The sequence below is a fragment of the Lacinutrix jangbogonensis genome (genome assembly GCF_000797445.1).
Lineage (GTDB): Bacteria > Bacteroidota > Bacteroidia > Flavobacteriales > Flavobacteriaceae > Lacinutrix > Lacinutrix jangbogonensis.
The window spans coordinates 311,424-328,843 of sequence record NZ_JSWF01000014.1; the positions used below are offsets into that span (position 1 = coordinate 311,424).

Consider the following 17,420-nt stretch of genomic DNA (forward strand, 5'->3'; position numbering starts at 1 on the left):
GTTAAACCTGCAGTGTTTCCCAGGTGAGCAAAAAAATAGCGTAATAAACTATATTATGTCTTAAGTAGTATTTTAATTATGTGTTAATTTTGATATTATGTCTTCTTTATCTGGAAACAAAGACACAAGTTCTTTTCTAGTTTTAAGCTCAAAATCTTCAAAACTAAACCCTGGAGATACTGTGCAACCCACTAAAGAATAGTCGTTTTTATTTATAACTTCAGCGGCGAACCAATAGCCGCCAGGAACAATAAACTGAGGCGTTTCTCCTTTACTAAAATCACGTCCAATAACATGTTTTGAGTGCACCCCTAATTCCGAAATCATATGTAAGAGTATTGGAGAACCATCGTAAAAATGCCAGATTTCGTCTTGTTTAATTCTATGTAAGGCCGAAAAGTTACCTGATGTTAAAAGAAAATAAATACAGGTAGAGTAATTTCTTTTACCCTCATAACGCGCTTCTAAATTCTCTTTATTTATTTCTCCATGACTTCTATAGGTCTCCTTAAAATAACCGCCTTCGGGATGTGGTTCTAATTTTAATTCGTTTATTATGTTTTCAATCGAATTCATTATGATAATAGTATTGTTAGCGTTGTTTGGTTGGTATAAATCGTTTCAATATTGAAACAAATTCAGAACAAGGTTTTTTTAGAGCTTAAACGAAGTTAATTGAAATTTTTTAGAAAGTCAAGTCTTTAAAATCGAAACTTACTAAAACAAAATGCTGCTTTGAGCGGTTATTAATTTGGGTAATAACGGTATGCTTGATACTGATGGCTTTCTCTCTGCTTCTTTTTTTAATGAGGGTTTTTATTTAAACCAAATTTATTAATTCATTTTAAAAAATGTCTATAGCAATATTCAATCCATTATCAGTATTCTCTATTTGTGAAAGCTTGAGGTATGCATAAACTTCTTCTAGAGCTTTAGTTTTATTAATATTTTTTTGATTCTTGTTAAGTGCATTTAAACGTTTTAGGCATGAGTAATGGCGATAAAATAGTCCTAGTTTTTGGCTATCTTAAAAAACACTAAAAAACACTAAAAAACACTAAAAAACACTAAAAAACACTAAAAAACACTAAAAAGCACAAACTTTGGGGTTTGCACTTTCTTATCCATTGCTTAAACATTTTGTTAGGAACTGTATTATTCTTTCTTTACTTTCTTTCAGCGAACACACGAGAGTATTTATCGTTTTCAATTAGCTAACCTTCAGACTTTCCATTTGTCCAGTATTTAAAAAAAAGAAACTATAATACTTCTTAAAACATGTGTTGAATCCAATCAGAAATAACATGATCCTTATTTAAATAAAGAAGCGTTATTCCAACAGTATCAAAAAAACCATGTACCAAAACAAGTAAAAGTAAATGACTTCTATTTCTATTAAATAGCATTGAAATAAAGAAAGACCATAAAAAGCTACTTATTATTCCAATAGCTCCCTGATACCCGTGAGATACACCAAAATAGATCGATGTAATAAATGCTGACAGTAACCAAGCTTTATTAGAGTTGCCTAACAATTCAGCTAATGCTTTCATATAGTAACCACGAAATAGAAATTCTTCACCAAATGCAGCAAATATCCACATTACAATCATTAAAACGATATAGCCAACTAGATTTCCTCTAATATCTTCTAAAGAAGATAAATCAAAATCTCCTAGAAATAATTGAAGTAAGGGGTCAATTATGACATAAAAACCAGCAAGAAATACTAGCGTTAATATTAAACTGATTAAAACTGTTTTTTTACTAATTTTCTTTCCTATTCCGAACCTTGACCAATCAAAATTGCTTCCCCATAAAATTAAAAAAGCAATACCAAGTCCGAAAAAAAAGACAAAATTTCGATCAATAAAGCCAAATACCGGAGCAATTATCATCGTTAAAACAACTATGTAAGGTCGTGTTAAAAAATTGTAAATTTGAGTTTTCATTTCTGCTGATTATTTATTGTTTTTAATACCGTTCAACGGTAATTGCTCTCCTAAAAGATTACCGCGAGAAAAAACCTCATTCTCCCAAAAAAGAATTTCTGCCATGGTGCCGCTTTTCATATTGGCGTCTATGACAATTACGCTCCCGCCATAGTGCATTTCAATTTGTTTATGAGTGGTATGACCAACGACAATATTTGAAATCTTGAAATGCTTTAACAATTCTTCAATTTGCTCATCGGTGGCTAGTTCGCCTTGAAAGTAACCTCTATAATATATTGGTCCGTTAGCTCTATGAAGAAAGTCTCCTAGTTTATTGCGTTTTTTAACCCATTCACTTGCTACTAATTGTTGTTTGAATTCTGTGTTAATTTCTTCCATAGACAAACCTTTCTCTACTAAATTAGGATGTAATCCACCGTGTGTAAACAAGATACCGTTTAGCTTTATCAAGACTGGACGTGTGCGTAACCAATCGCCAAGAATAGTCCCTTTATTAAAAAGTGTATTGAAAGGCATTTCTAATATCTTGGCAATCTCAGTATATTTTGGATGTATTGAACGTAAATTCCCGTTAAGTACCATAACATCATGGTTTCCGAGAAGCACGTGTAATTTTCCTCCTTTTGCTTCCGCTTGCTTTTCTAAATCATATAAAAACCATAAGACTTCGGTAACCTGTGAACCTCTATCAAACATATCTCCTGCAACCACAAAATGTCCATCTTCAAAACTCCATTTTCCCTCGTTATCGATAACACCATTATTTTTTAGGAGTTTTATAAATGTGTCATACTGGCCGTGAATATCGCTGACAGCTCCAATTTTGAAATTTCCGTTGTAGTCTAGTTGTTTAACCTCTTTAGGAGTGTTATCCCATAGTTTTGTTGTTACACCGTTGTATTCAATTATTTGTGAATTGATTTCTTGGGTGTACGTTTTTCCTTTATTTACCCAAACCGCTGTGCGTCCTGTTGGAGATTGTATTACATAAGGGCCATCGCTAACGCCTTCGTACGGAATATTAAGAACTTCCAAAATCTCTTTAATATTCTCTTCCTTTGCCAAATTGATGGCAGAATGATCGCCTTGAAGTTTTATATTAGGATCTCCACCATTGTCTATTAATAATTGTAACGCTTCTGCGTTTCTTCCTTTAATTGCAAATACAACTGCTGATTGCTTTTCTGTACTAATAAAATTTACGTCAGCCTTATGCGCAATAAGTTCCTTAACTATCGTAAGGTTTTGATAAGCAACGGCATACATCAATGGCGATAAATCATTAGTTACTAAATTTGGATTGGCACCGTTTTTAAGTAAATACTTAGCTATTTTATGTGTTCTATCCTTTTTTATGGCAGTAAAAAGTAAGGTTGTTCCTTTACCATAAAGAGAGTCTATTGCATTGCCTTTTGATAAAAAGGTTTTAACAGCTTCCACATTTCCAACGGCAATCTCTTGTTGAATATTAACCTTAACACCATTCGAGGATTTTGTATAACGCTTGCTTAACTGTTCCTGGGTTAATTCTCTGGCCATATAAAGTATCATTTGCTTGCCGCTTTGCGAACTCCAAGTTCCCGTTATTAATGTTTCTGAAATTAAACCTGAAAAGCTGCCCTGAGAATGAATAGAGAAACTGATAGACGTTTTGGTAGTCTCAAGATCTTGCATAGGAATTGTTGCAACTCCTTTTGAAGCTGGTCCCATAAAGCCAATAAGTTGGCCTTCATTAGATGGCTTGAAGTTCCATAGAATTCCTATAGACTTATTCTCATTAATAACTAGATTTCCTTCCCATTTTCCTGCAATAGATATATTGGTTTTTTCGTTTGGACTTAGCTCTTGTGCAGAAAGGTTTGAATTAATAACAAAAAGTGTTATAAGTGAACACATAAAATTAATTAGTTGTGGCATTTTGATAGGTTTTAAATGTTTTGTGATTTTTGTTTTTTGAATCGCGATTTGCGAATAAATTTTTTGTGTTGAGCTCATTGTATTCTTTTGTTATAAAGGAAAAATGAAAAGTACTGCCCTGTTTTTGAATCTGTTACTTAATGCATTCATTTCTATTCATTTTTTGAATTGATTGAAGCAAAACTAATTTCAATTTCATCCTTATAAAATTAATAGTGACCAAAACATAGTTACAAGGGACACAAAAACAATATCAATGTATAAAGTTATTTCATCCCACTATTAACTAACTTGAATACGCTTATTAGGTTGTTTGTCAACATCTTTTGTCATCAAGTTTTATACTCCTAAATTAGCAAAATGATATTCAATATAAATAGAAAGAAAGGGTTCGTAATTATTAGTGTTGCGATAGTAACAGCACTAATTCCAATACTAATAACTGCTTTTGAATTAATTACAACCGACAAAGAATCTGTTGTTTTTTTAGAAGAGTATCCAGCGTCAATCGGTGTACTTATACTTTTGTACTATGTCTTATTAATTGTTTTACTCCTTTTCTGGTTTCTAAAACAAGTAATCTCCTTTTTCAACTTAAAAAATGAAAAAGCTAAAACAGAATTACTTCATTTAAAAAGTCAAGTAAATCCACACTTCTTTTTTAATACACTAAATAATTTATATGGTCTTGTTGGGACAGATACAAAAAAAGCACAAGAGTTAATTCTTAAGCTTTCAGATATGATGCGGTATAGTATTTACGAAGGCGAAAAAGAGGTCGTAACACTTAAAGCAGAAGTTGATTATTTAAATAATTATATTGCCCTTCATAAAATGCGATATCACAAACAAATTGATGTTAAGTTTGAAGCTGAAATTGAAGATGATTATAAAGTGATGCCTTTACTTTTTATTATTCTATTAGAAAATGCTTTTAAACATGGTATAGAGAACTTAAGCAAAGGAGCTTATGTTTATATTAATATAAAAACAATAGACAACAAAGTGTTTTTTGAAATAGAAAATAATTTTGACCAAACACTACCAAAAGAAGACAAGGGAATTGGATTGAAAAATTTAAAACGCAGATTGGAATTGGTGTATCCAAAAAAACATACCTTATCTTTTTCTGCAACTGAAAATGTATATAAGGCAAAATTAACACTGCAACTATGATTAAATATCTAATTATTGACGACGAATATATAGCACATGATATTATAAAGGGCTATTGTGATTTATTGCCAAATATGCAGTTAATGAAAAACTGTTATGATGCTTTAGAAGCTATTGAATATTTGAATGGCAACACCGTTGATTTAATTTTCCTAGATTTAAATATGCCAAAACTAAAAGGCTTTGAATTTTTAAAAACGCTGACTTTGCAACCAAAAGTAATTGTAACTACAGCCTATAAAGAATTTGCACTGGAAGGGTACGAACTTAATATTTCAGATTATTTATTGAAACCATTTGGTTTCGAACGGTTTTTAAAAGCAATCAACAAAACAGTAAGTACAACTAACAAACCAACGCAATCTATTGTAGACAGAAAGGATGCTGTTTCAAAAAGTATTTTTCTTCGAAGCAATAATAAATACAATCAAGTAACAATTGATACCATTGAATATATTGAAGCCTCTGGAAATTATACTAAGGTGATTACTAGCAATGAAACCATTATTATTAGAGAAAAAATTTCTGATGTTTTAGAATTATTAAATGATATAGATTTTATTCAAGTCCACAAATCGTTTGCGGTATCAAAGAAGCATATAAAGAGTATTGAGGGTAATCGAATTTTTATTTCTGAAAATAGTATTCCTATTGGAAAAACTTACAAAACGAATATTATTCAATTATTGAAGTAGTTTGTTGCTAATGGCTGAGGTAAGAAGCCTTGCCTGTTTTTGAGTACAAATATATCAATGCTCACGGCCGTTTATTAAATGTTATGTTCTTCCAATTTAGTGCAATTCACGCACTCTTTTTATTGCAGTTTTTAGGTAGTTATTTCATATGCAATACGGGAATGTTGCACTGGAATAATAGACGCCTTAAAGTATTATTTACTTGTGAATAGAATTTCAATATATGAGCCAATAGAGATGGCTTATTGACAAACAAATATCTGTTTTTCCGAATAATCATTAAATGGGTCTTCTTCAAAACCTCCAAACTTATTAATAATATTAAAACCATTCTGTTCTAGGTATGAATCTAATTCTTGAGGAAAAAACAATCTCATATCCAAATTTTGAATCGAATCAAATTCACCATTTATAAAATAATGCCATTCTATACGATTAATCTGAGCTTTATTTTCATATCGCATGATCTGCGTTATTAATACTTCTCTTCCATCATTGGTTGTATATTTGGCAATTTCTTTTTGTTCTTTTTCGCCTTCAACAATAAATTGAATATTTGGATTATAGCAATCTAACAGAAATAAGCCACCTTCTTTGAGATGATTTCTAACAACATTAAAGGTCTTAAATAAATCTTCATTTTTATATAAATGATGGATTGAATTAAATGGAATAAAAATAAGGTCGTATTTTTCTGGTAAATCTAAAGTTCTAATATCTGCTTCAATAAAGGTAACCTCTAATCCTCTTTCGGAAGCTTTTAATTTTGCTTGTTCAAGCATGGAAGAGGTGTAATCTACCCCAATAATATTATATCCATCCTCTGCAATTGGAAGCGTAAGTCTCCCTGTGCCACAACAAAGCTCAAGTATACGGGCATCCTTATTCTTTGGCAGCCACCGCTTGTAAAATTGCAAATCATCTAGGTTGGTATTCAGTCCATCATAAATATTCGCATCATAAATTAAATCGCCAACTTTATAATTACTATTCATTTTGTTTTTCAAAATCTCTTTATAATTTATCTATTATTTTATAATTACCGCATTTAAAAATAAGTAATAACCCAATCAAAAAAGGTAGTTAACCACAATGTTTCATTGATGAAAGTTCAATTCAATACTTAAACAAATTAAGCACAAGTAGACGAAGTTAGCGTGATTTTTTTACAAAATAAAGTTAGTAAAAAGCAAAATAGCCAAAAACAAAACTGTTTTTGGCTATTCATAATAGTATTAAAAATGAGTTATTTTTTCTGCGCTGTCAATTCACAAATCTTACAAATGACTTCAGTAGCTTTTATCATACTCTCAACAGGAACATACTCGTAGCGGCCATGGAAATTATGTCCACCAGCAAAAATATTTGGGCAAGGTAATCCCATATAACTTAGTTGAGAACCATCTGTTCCACCGCGAATGGCTTTAATAAGAGGTTTAATGCCTAATTGTTTCATGGCTTCTTCAGCAATATCTACAATATGCATTACAGGTTCTATTTTTTCTTTCATATTAAAATATTGATCTTTAATCTCAATTTCAATAACTTCTCTTTCGTATTGACTATTTAACTCTTCAGTTAATTTTTGCATGACTGCTTTGCGCGCTTCAAAATGTCCAAGATCATGATCGCGAATAATATATTCTAACTTAGTGCTTTCCACTTCTCCTTTAATAGAGTAGAGGTGAAAGAAACCTTCGTAACCTTCAGTATGTTCTGGCGTTTCCATGCGTGGTAAAGAGTTTATAAACTCTGTAGCGATATGCATAGAGTTTACCATTTTACCTTTAGCATAACCAGGATGTACTATTTTTCCTTTTACGGTAACAATAGCTCCTGCAGCATTAAAGTTTTCGTATTCTAATTCTCCAATTTGGCTACCATCCATTGTGTAAGCCCAATCTGCTCCAAATTTCTCTACATCGAATTTGTGAGCGCCACGACCAATTTCTTCGTCTGGAGTAAAACCAACTTTTATAGTACCATGTTTTATTTCTGGATTGGCAATTAGATATTCCATTGCCGAAATTATTTCTGTAATTCCAGCCTTATCATCTGCTCCTAAAAGTGTTGTGCCATCTGTTGTAATTAACGTCTGACCTTTATATAATAACAAATCATCAAAATAATTTGGAGATAAAACAATATTTTCAGCTTCATTAAGCGTAATGTCTTTGCCGTCGTAGTTCTCAATAATTTGAGGTTTTACGTTAGCTCCTGTAAAATCTGGAGTGGTATCAAAATGCGAAATAAAGCCTATGGTTGGCGTTTCATGCTCTACATTACTTGGTAAAGTTGCCATAATATATGCATTTTCGTCTATAGAAACAGCGCTCATTCCAATAGCTTTAAGTTCATCTACTAGCGCGTTTGCTAAATCCCATTGTTTAGCTGTACTTGGTGTTGTGTCGCTTTCTGGATCAGATTCTGTGTCAACGGTTACATAACCTACGAAGCGTTTTATTATATCTTGTTTTGAAATCATAGTATAAAAAAAAATTAGATTTTGAGAGCATTAACCAAATAACGCTTTAGAGTTTCAAAAATACGATTATTAAGTTTTTTAGCATTTGAATTGCTCAATTTTTTATTTAGAATTACTTTTGTGCAAACAGTATTAAATGTACAAATTAATCCTAAGACCATTATTCTTTCTTTTCGATCCCGAAAAAGTTCATCATTTTACTTTTTCGTTAATTAAAATAACGTGTAAAATTCCTGGAATAGCATCACTTTTTAAAAGTATGTATGTTGTTGAAGATCCTAAATTGGAGCGTAAGCTTTTCGGTTTAACCTTTAAAAACCCAGTAGGTTTAGCAGCAGGTTTTGATAAAAATGCAGTGTTATATAATGAACTTTCAAACTTTGGTTTTGGTTTTATAGAAATAGGAACAGTAACACCAAAAGGGCAAGTTGGGAATCCTAAAAAGCGTTTATTTAGATTAAAAGAAGATAAAGGGATTATTAATAGAATGGGTTTTAATAATGAAGGACTCCAAGCTTCCATTGCACAATTAAAAAAGAATAAAGGCAAACTAATTATTGGTGGAAACATTGGTAAAAACACGCAAACTAAACCTGAAGATTATACTAAAGATTATTTGGAGTGTTTTAATGCATTGCATCCTTATGTAGATTATTTTGTGCTTAATGTAAGTTGTCCAAATGTTGGCAGTCATGCGAAATTAAATGATAAGGATTATTTGCTAGAACTCATTTCTTCAGTACAAAAAGCAAATAAGACATTTAAAATACAAAGACCAATACTGCTTAAAATCGCTCCAGATTTAAATGAAGGTCAATTAGATGAAATTATAGCGTTAGTTGCCGAGACAAACCTAGATGGTGTTATTGCAAGTAACACATCAAACAATAGAACAGGTTTAAAAACATCTGAAGAACGACTTAACGAAATAGGAAATGGAGGTTTAAGCGGGCAGCCTATTTTAGAAAAATCAACTCAAGTTATTAAATACTTATCTGATAACAGTAAAAAATCTTTTCCAATTATTGGAGTCGGAGGTATTCATTCAGCCGTAGATGCCTTAGCGAAAATTGAAGCAGGAGCAGACTTGGTTCAAATTTATACCGGTTTTATATATGAAGGACCTTCGCTTGTAAAGAAAATTAATAAGGCTATTTTGAAAGATTTTTAAGTGAATTATGATACGCTTTTAGCATTCGTTCTGGCCACTTCGGTTTTAGCAATTTCACCAGGACCAGATAATATTTATGTTTTAATGCAAAGCATTGTAAACGGAACAAAATATGGTTTGGCAACTGTTTGCGGACTTATTTCTGGTTGTTTATTACATACGACTTTAGTCGCTTTTGGAGTCTCTGCCATTATTAAAGAAAGTGACACGCTATTTTTTATAATTAAATGTTTAGGCGCTGGTTACCTTTTATATCTGGCTTATAAAGTATATTGCAGTAATGCGAAATTAGATTTAAACGATGCTGCTGTGCCTAAAAAAAGCATGTCGCAATTGTTTAAGCAAGGTGTGATCATGAATGTGCTTAATCCTAAAGTTTCTATTTTCTTTTTGGCCTTTTTTCCTGGTTTTTTATTTTCTGAAACCTTAAGTTCTATAAAGCAATTTTATGTTTTAGGATTGTTGTTTATGGTAACGTCATTCCTTATTTTTTCTGCAATAGCAATTCTTGCGGGTTCAATTTCTACATATTTAAAATCTCATAAAAACATAGGAATTGTTTTAAAATGGTTGCAAATTGTTGTGTTTGTTGGGATTGCGATTTTTATTTTATTTTCAAAAAAATAGAGTACTTTTATAATCAAATTATTTGTGCTTAATGAAACGAGCATCTTAAAGTTTTATCACTTATGGGAATGATTAATAGCGAACTGCATGTGACCATAGAAAAGCAATAGATATAAACACATGAAAGACCACGTTAAAGTTATAGAATGTCCTAGAGATGCCATGCAAGGCATTAAAACTTTTATTCCTACGGAAAAAAAGATACAATACATTCAATCTTTATTGCGTGTAGGTTTCGATACTATCGATTTTGGAAGCTTCGTATCACCAAAAGCAATACCGCAAATGGTAGATACTCGAGAAGTTTTAGCACAATTGGATTTAAGTAAAACAACCAGTAAACTGTTAGCAATTATTGCCAATACGCGTGGCGCAGAAGATGCTTGCAAACATCCTGAAATAGATTATTTGGGTTATCCGTTTTCAATTTCCGAGAATTTCCAGATGCGTAATACACATAAAACTATAGCGCAATCAGTAGTCACTTTGCAAGATATTTTAAACAAAGCAGATGCTGTAAATAAAGAAGTTGTTGTTTATATTTCTATGGGTTTTGGTAATCCTTATGGAGACCCTTGGAATGTCGATATAGTCGGGGAGTGGACAGAACGCTTAAGTAAAATGGGTGTAAAAATTTTGTCGTTAAGCGATACTGTTGGAACTTCTAATCCAGAAAATATTAACTATTTATTTTCAAATTTAATTCCAGAATACAACAATATAGAATTTGGAGCACATTTACACACAACACCTACTTCTTGGTTCGAAAAAGTAGATGCAGCTTATAAAGCGGGTTGTAGAAGATTCGATGGCGCCATTCAAGGTTTTGGTGGTTGTCCAATGGCAAAAGATGAATTAACTGGTAATATGCCAACCGAAAAAGTACTCTCGTACTTAACTACAAAAAAAGCTTCAGACTTAAATGCGATGTCTTTTGAGAGTAGCTATAATGAAGCTACTAAGGTTTTCACGAAGTATCATTAGTGTTTTTGAATAATTTATTTGTAATCCTTACCTTAGCTTTTTTTTAAACAAAATGACTTCTATGAAAAAAGATTACTATTCAGTTTTTATTGCATTTTTATTTTGTGTTTCTGTTTTTTCTCAAAATAAGATTTGGGAACAGCCTGTAACCGTTAATAATTTGAAATCTGTTTCCGAAAAACCGTTAAAACAGAAAACCTTTAAGTTCAATGCTAATATTTTTCTAAATCAATTGGTTTCAGCGCCCAAAAGGTTTAGTAATAAAAATTCTAACAGTATTATTAGTCTTCCAAATGAATTTGGAGTTTTAGAATCGTATAAAATTTTTGAATCTTCAAATTTCGATCCGGTTTTAGCAAATAAATACCCTCAAATTAAATCTTATATCGGTATTAATACTGTCACTGGTACTACTGCGAGAATAAGTTATTCACCATCTCAAGGATTACATGCTTTTGTATCTAATTTAGAAAGGGCTACCACAATAATTAAACCTTTGGATGTTAAAAACAACTTGTATACTGTTTTTTCAAGAAGCGATTTGAGTCAAGATATTTCTGATTTTGAATGCAGCACTATGGAGTCGGTTATGACAAGCTCTAAATTTATCAATCAAAATAATAACAGTTTTAATGCCGATGATCAAAATTTAAGATTATATAGATTAGCGGTATCTACTACGGGAGAATATTCTCAATATTTTCTTGACGGAACAGAAGTTGACGATATAGAGCGTATTAATAAAGTTTTAGCAGCTATAAATACTGCACTAGTTAGAATAAATGGAATATTTGAAAGAGATTTTTCTGTAACAATGCAATTAATAGCCAACAATGATTTAGTAATATTTTTAGATTCTAATTCAGATCCATATAATGGCGTCTCTAATACAGCAGTGCAAAACGAATTGGATGCTACTATTGGAAATGCAAATTACGATGTAGGACATTTATTTGCCTTTGAAGGTTCAGTATATGGCAATGCTGGTTGTATAGCCTGTGTTTGTACATCAGGTGATAAAGGACAAGCATATACAGTTCACAGTGCACCGGATTCAGATAATTTTTATATGATTGCAAGTCATGAATTTGGACATCAATTTGGAGGCTTTCATGTACAAAGTAGTTCTAATTGCAGAAGCTCAGCAGGATTGCAAGAAGTTGAACCGGGTAGTGGAAGTTCTATTATGGGTTATGCTGGTATTTGTCCGGCTAATGTGCAAAACACTCCCGATGATTATTTTAATTATGTCGATATTCGAGATGTAGCACAATGGACTATTAACGATAGTTCTTGTTCAGTATTAATGCCTTTAACTAATAACGCACCAACAGTAATGGCAGGAGGTGATTTTACAATTCCTATTTCTACTGCGTTTGTGCTAGAAGGACAAGGTAACGATATAGACTCAGGCGATACGTTATCATTTTGTTGGGAAGAAAATGATCCTGAAGATCCATCTAGTATAAATGCACCGTCGCCTACTAGAGTTCAAGGTCCAATGTTTAGATCCAAATTACCAATTAGTATTCCAGATCGCTATATGCCTCAATTAAGCGATGTTATTAGTGGAAATATTACACCTACATGGGAAGTTGTACCATCTATTGGTAGAACAATGGATTTTGTTTTGACCGTAAGAGATAATGCTTTAAATGGAGGGCAAACAGCTTCAGATGAAATGACTGTAACAGTAGATGCAAGTTCAGGGCCTTTTACCGTTAGCTCGCAAGCGACCACTGAGAATTGGGATGTAGGATCTAGTGTAACTATTACATGGGATGTCGCTAATACCAACTTATCACCTATAAATGCTTCAAATGTAGATGTGTTTTTGTCTATAGATGGCGGATACACATATCCATACACTTTGATCTCTAATACGCTTAATGACGGTAGCGAAACTATTATTGTGCCCAACGTTCCAACGACTTCTCAGGCTAGAGTAATGGTCAAAGCAGCGAACAATATATTTTATGCTTTAAATGCTTCAGATATTAATATACAAGCATCGGAGTTCGTTATGAATTTTGCAAACACATCTGCTTCCATTTGCCAACCTAATGATGCCGTTTATAATTTTACATACAATACATTTTTAGGTTTTAATGCAACCACCACATTTTCTGTCGACAATTTGCCTGTAGGAGTAACAGCAAGTTTTAATCCTATGTCAGCTAATGCAAATGGAACAAACGTAATGCTTACAATTTCAAATACAGTAAACTTTGCCGTAGGAGATTATAATTTAATTGTAAAAGGGAACGCAACAAATGTTGAAAAAAGTGCGCAGATCTCTTTATCTGTATTTAATAATAGTATGAATACACCTATATTAATAGCACCTGCTAATAATGCTAATGGAATTGATTTAAGCGAACAATTAACATGGCAAGCAGATATTAATGCCTCTAATTTTGAAATAGAAATTGCGACAGATATTAATTTTACCAATGTTATTGATTCTGCAATTTTAACCGATAACTTTTTTAGCGCATCAAATTTAGAGTATAATACCACTTATTTTTGGCATGTAAGAAGTGTAAATGATTGTTTAACAACAATGTATTCTAATACGTTTGAGTTTTTAACCTCTTGTATTGCACCATCTAATATAACAGTTTCTAACGTATTAATCGATACAGCAGAAATTAGCTGGACAGAGAATGGGAATGCGTCAACTTGGGAAGTAGAAATAGTTTTATCAAATACTGCGCCTTCAGGAGTTGGTGTTATTACAGCCTCAAATCCTTATTTAGCGACTAATCTAAACTCATTTACAACATACGATGTATATGTAAGATCAATATGTAGTGGTTCTAATTTTAGTACTTGGGAAGGGCCAATAAGTTTTACAACTACAGAAGATTTTTGTTCTGGAGATAATTTTTATGATACTGGTGGACCAAATGGAACTTATTCTAATGGTGAAAATTATACAACTACAATTTCACCCAGTGCTGGCTTTAATAGTGTTAGTGTTCAATTTAATTCATTTTCAACAGAAGGATGTTGCGATTTTCTGAGAATTTATGATGGACCAGACAATAGTTATCCATTAATAGGTTCATTTGGAGGTAATAATAGTCCAGGAAGTATTACATCTTCTGATACTTCTGGAGCATTAACTTTTGTTTTTACTTCCGATGGAAGTGTAACATCTTCTGGATGGGATGCTTCAGTAATATGTGAAAGTATATCTTGTCCAAATCCATCAAATCTTCAATTTACAAATATTGATACCACTAGTGCAGATGTTTCTTGGTTAGCAGGAAGCACAGAAACCCAATGGGAATTGGAATATGGAGTATCAGGTTTTGTTCAAGGTACCGGAACATTAGTACAGCAAGTTAATACAAACTCTAATTATCAAATTTCTAATCTCAATTTAGCTACAACTTACAATGTGTTCGTAAAAGCAAATTGTGGTGTGAATTCAGGAGATGATGATAGCGCATGGATTGGCCCAGTTAGTTTTACCACATTAGATATAAACCCACCATCTAATTTAGTAGCTCAATTAGACCAAAACTCGGGCGACGTTATTTTAAATTGGAACGAACCCGTTTCGAATTCAGTTGTTGGAAATTGGATTTTAAATTATGATTTTAATTGTAATAATAATTACAATCAAGCTGGTATTACATTTAATGCAGATTTTACGTTTTTAGCTCCATCAGCTGGACTTACAGGAACTTGGGTTCTTATTGGTAATCAAATAACTTGGACATATGATGATAACGGTTTTCAGTACAATGGCACTATAGTAGGTAATTATATGTCTGGTACTATGGGCACCGCTGGATGTTGGTTTGCGGACAAACAAACGTCTTTGAATAGTAGTTATGATTTTATTATTGCAGAATTAGAACCTAATGGTGAAGCCTCCATTAATGCCGGAGTAAATTATACCTTTAATTTTTCTGAAAACTCATTTATGGCATTTTTAGGTTATAATCTGTATAGAGATAATGTTTTACTAGTGGGTTCTATTGTTGGAACAACTTATACCGATACGCTTCCAAATTATGGAACTTATGATTATTATGTTACAGCTATTTATGACGAAGGTGAATCTACACAATCGAATACAGAAACGGTCCTATGGTTATCTTGCCCTGAACCATCAAACCCTCAAGTGTCAAATATAAGTAGTGACACAGTAGATTTAAGTTGGTTGGCAGGGAGTTCAGAAACTCAATGGGAAGTGGAGTATGGTCAAACAGGTTTTACACAAGGCTTTGGCACAATTATGCAAACGACGTTGAATACAAATTATCCATTAACAGGCTTATCAGGTTTAATAACTTACGAGGTATACGTTCGTGCCAATTGCGGTAATAACCCAGGAGATGATGATAGCATTTGGGTAGGGCCAGTTTCGTTTACTACTGCTATATCTTGCCCAGACCCATCGAATCTTCAAGTATCAAATATAAGTGACACTACAGTAGATGTAAGTTGGCTAGCAGGTAGCACAGAAACACAATGGGAAGTAGAGCTTGGTCAATCTGGTTTTACACAAGGAGCAGGTGTGTTAACGCAAACAACCTTAAACACAAATTATCCATTAACTGGTTTAACACCTTCTTCAGCTTATGATGTTTACGTTCGGGCTAATTGTGGAGTAAACCCAGGAGATGATGATAGCAGTTGGATAGGACCAATGGCGTTTACTGCGTTATGTGGTACTTTTATTGCTCCATATATTGAAGATGTCGAAACCCATAATGCTACAACAACATCAAATATATCAAATTGTTGGTCATCTTCACCAAATAACACAAATAACGCCTACAGATGGGATATTGTAGGTAATGGTGGAAACACACCTTCTCCTGATACAGGACCAAATTCTGCAAATAGTGGTTTAAAATATTTTTATACGGAGGCTAGTGGTTACGCTACTGGTGATGTTGCAGAGTTATACTCTCCCATTATAGATATCTCATCGTTAACAGTTCCACAATTATCATTTTACTACCATATGTATGGCGTTGATATGGGTTCTCTTCACGTAGATGTTTTAAATAATGGAGTATGGACAAATAATCTTTTGATTCTTTCAGGTCAACAACAGAACTCAAGTTCAGCTGCATGGATAGAACAAACTTTAATTTTAAATGGATTTACTGGAGAAGTTCAAATTAGATTTAGAGGGATTAGAGGAAATAATTTTAGAAGTGATATGTCTATTGATGATATTAGAATAATAGATTCTCCAACTTGCCCAGACCCATCAAATCTTCAAGTATCAAATATAAGTAGTACAACAGCCGATTTAAGTTGGTTAGCAGGAAATACAGAAACCCAATGGCAAGTAGAACATGGTCTAACTGGTTTTGTGCAAGGAACAGGTATATTAACTCAAACAGGTTTAAATACTAATTATCCATTAACTGGTTTAACACCATCTTCAACTTACGATGTTTACTTTCGTGCTAATTGTGAACCTAATCCAGGAGCAGATGATAGTAGTTGGATAGGACCAATTGCGTTTAATACTCTATGTGGCGTAATTGTAGCTCCTTTTTATGAAGATTTTTCTACTTTTACGACTCCAAATTGCTGGCAAGAATCTGGAAGCGAATCTTGGAACTATAACACTTTTGCAGATTACCAAGCCGCTAATGCTGGTGATCATACATCAGGAGGAGGCACAAATTATGCTTGGATAAATGGCTCTACACCAAATGGACCCGGACAAATAAGTAATTTAAGAACAATGGCTATAGATGTTTCTCCATTGGCCGAGCCTGTTTTAAAGTTTTCTATTTATAGTTATAATACAGATGATTTTCAATATAACACCTTAAATGTTATTGTTCATAATGGAACAGGAGCAAGCCAGAATGTATTACAATTACAAGGTTCAACAGGCGGATGGATGGATTATATTATAGATCTAACAACAATTACTTCAAGCTCTAATATAATAGAAATTGAATTTACTATAGAGGAAAATAGCCCAGCTGATCCTTATTTTAATGATATTCTAATTGATGACATTTCTGTAGAAAGTAATGGCACTTTAGGAACTGATCAGTTTGATTTGGAAGGCTTTAGTTTTTACCCAAATCCAGTAAAAGATATGCTTTACTTAAGTCATATTTCAACGATAAGTAAAATTGAGGTGTTTTCAATTTTAGGACAAAGCTTATTTTATTCAACACCTCAAAAAAATGAAACTCAAATAGATATGAGTAACTATGCAATAGGAACTTATTTTGTTAGAGTTGAGGTCAATGGTGGATTTAAGATTATAAAAGTTATTAAAGAATAATTAATTACATTATTGCTTATGTTTTAAGAACCTTATGAAATAATCATAAGGTTTTTGTTTTTTTTAAGCAAAAAATAAATTAGAGTGTTTTTTGCAAATAGTATTTATGTGTATGCTCTCTGTGAAT

Annotated in this window: 11 protein-coding genes; 6 read left to right on the plus strand and 5 right to left on the minus strand. The window is 32.5% G+C overall.

What is annotated here, in order from left to right; translation table 11 throughout:
• Window positions 1-72 precede the first annotated feature (72 nt).
• From RH82_RS02075 to RH82_RS17615, 3 genes are all read right to left on the minus strand, one after another.
• The gene (locus RH82_RS02075; protein ID WP_034057612.1) at window positions 73-576 is read right to left on the minus strand and encodes a cupin domain-containing protein; all 504 of its coding nucleotides are present in this window, start codon (window positions 574-576) and stop codon (window positions 73-75) included.
• Between the two features lie 695 nt (window positions 577-1,271).
• Window positions 1,272-1,952, minus strand: coding sequence for a CPBP family intramembrane glutamic endopeptidase (locus tag RH82_RS02080; RefSeq protein ID WP_034057613.1), 681 nt, complete (start codon window positions 1,950-1,952; stop codon window positions 1,272-1,274).
• Window positions 1,953-1,961: 9 nt separating this feature from the next.
• Entirely contained in the window at window positions 1,962-3,872 is a 1,911-nt protein-coding gene (locus RH82_RS17615; protein WP_162182440.1) for an ankyrin repeat domain-containing protein, read from the minus strand.
• A 360-nt stretch (window positions 3,873-4,232) separates the two neighbouring features.
• Between RH82_RS17615 and RH82_RS02090 the strand changes: the two genes are divergently transcribed.
• Together RH82_RS02090 and RH82_RS02095 are read left to right on the plus strand one after the other, a co-directional pair.
• Window positions 4,233-5,048, plus strand: coding sequence for a sensor histidine kinase (locus RH82_RS02090; protein WP_034057614.1), 816 nt, complete (start codon window positions 4,233-4,235; stop codon window positions 5,046-5,048).
• Window positions 5,045-5,743 (plus strand): LytR/AlgR family response regulator transcription factor, encoded by a 699-nt coding sequence (locus tag RH82_RS02095; RefSeq protein ID WP_034057615.1) that lies wholly within the window; start codon window positions 5,045-5,047, stop codon window positions 5,741-5,743. Before RH82_RS02090 ends, RH82_RS02095 begins: the two co-directional genes overlap by 4 nt.
• Before the next feature lie 242 nt (window positions 5,744-5,985).
• Here the strand turns inward: RH82_RS02095 and RH82_RS02100 are convergent, their stop codons facing one another.
• Window positions 5,986-6,738, minus strand: a complete 753-nt coding sequence (locus RH82_RS02100; protein WP_034057616.1) for a class I SAM-dependent methyltransferase — start codon at window positions 6,736-6,738, stop codon at window positions 5,986-5,988.
• Between the two features lie 251 nt (window positions 6,739-6,989).
• Complete coding sequence (gene pepT, locus RH82_RS02105; protein WP_034057617.1) at window positions 6,990-8,228, minus strand: peptidase T; 1,239 nt, start codon at window positions 8,226-8,228, stop codon at window positions 6,990-6,992.
• Window positions 8,229-8,364: 136 nt separating this feature from the next.
• On the opposite strand from pepT, the gene RH82_RS02110 reads away from it, so the two are divergent.
• The 4 genes from RH82_RS02110 (at window position 8,365) to RH82_RS17620 (ending at window position 17,293) form a co-directional block, all read left to right on the plus strand.
• A complete protein-coding gene (locus RH82_RS02110) occupies window positions 8,365-9,399 on the plus strand; it encodes a quinone-dependent dihydroorotate dehydrogenase (protein WP_034057618.1) in 1,035 nt (344 codons plus the stop codon).
• A complete protein-coding gene (locus RH82_RS02115) occupies window positions 9,400-10,026 on the plus strand; it encodes a LysE family translocator (RefSeq protein WP_034057621.1) in 627 nt (208 codons plus the stop codon). It abuts the gene before it with no gap.
• Window positions 10,027-10,146: 120 nt separating this feature from the next.
• A complete protein-coding gene (locus tag RH82_RS02120) occupies window positions 10,147-11,010 on the plus strand; it encodes a hydroxymethylglutaryl-CoA lyase (protein ID WP_034057623.1) in 864 nt (287 codons plus the stop codon).
• A gap of 61 nt (window positions 11,011-11,071) precedes the next feature.
• A complete protein-coding gene (locus tag RH82_RS17620; protein ID WP_162182441.1) occupies window positions 11,072-17,293 on the plus strand; it encodes a fibronectin type III domain-containing protein in 6,222 nt (2,073 codons plus the stop codon).
• Window positions 17,294-17,420: the final 127 nt, after the last annotated feature.

Excerpts from the sequence above, each read along its gene's own strand:
- RH82_RS02075 (WP_034057612.1), bottom strand. The coding sequence starts at position 576 with ATGAATTCGATTGAAAACATAATAAACGAATTAAAATTAGAACCACAT.
- RH82_RS02080 (WP_034057613.1), bottom strand. The coding sequence starts at position 1,952 with ATGAAAACTCAAATTTACAATTTTTTAACACGACCTTACATAGTTGTT.
- RH82_RS17615 (WP_162182440.1), bottom strand. The coding sequence starts at position 3,872 with ATGCCACAACTAATTAATTTTATGTGTTCACTTATAACACTTTTTGTT.
- RH82_RS02090 (WP_034057614.1), top strand. The coding sequence starts at position 4,233 with ATGATATTCAATATAAATAGAAAGAAAGGGTTCGTAATTATTAGTGTT.
- RH82_RS02095 (WP_034057615.1), top strand. The coding sequence starts at position 5,045 with ATGATTAAATATCTAATTATTGACGACGAATATATAGCACATGATATT.
- RH82_RS02100 (WP_034057616.1), bottom strand. The coding sequence starts at position 6,738 with ATGAATAGTAATTATAAAGTTGGCGATTTAATTTATGATGCGAATATT.
- pepT (WP_034057617.1), bottom strand. The coding sequence starts at position 8,228 with ATGATTTCAAAACAAGATATAATAAAACGCTTCGTAGGTTATGTAACC.
- RH82_RS02110 (WP_034057618.1), top strand. The coding sequence starts at position 8,365 with ATGTACAAATTAATCCTAAGACCATTATTCTTTCTTTTCGATCCCGAA.
- RH82_RS02120 (WP_034057623.1), top strand. The coding sequence starts at position 10,147 with ATGAAAGACCACGTTAAAGTTATAGAATGTCCTAGAGATGCCATGCAA.
- RH82_RS17620 (WP_162182441.1), top strand. The coding sequence starts at position 11,072 with ATGAAAAAAGATTACTATTCAGTTTTTATTGCATTTTTATTTTGTGTT.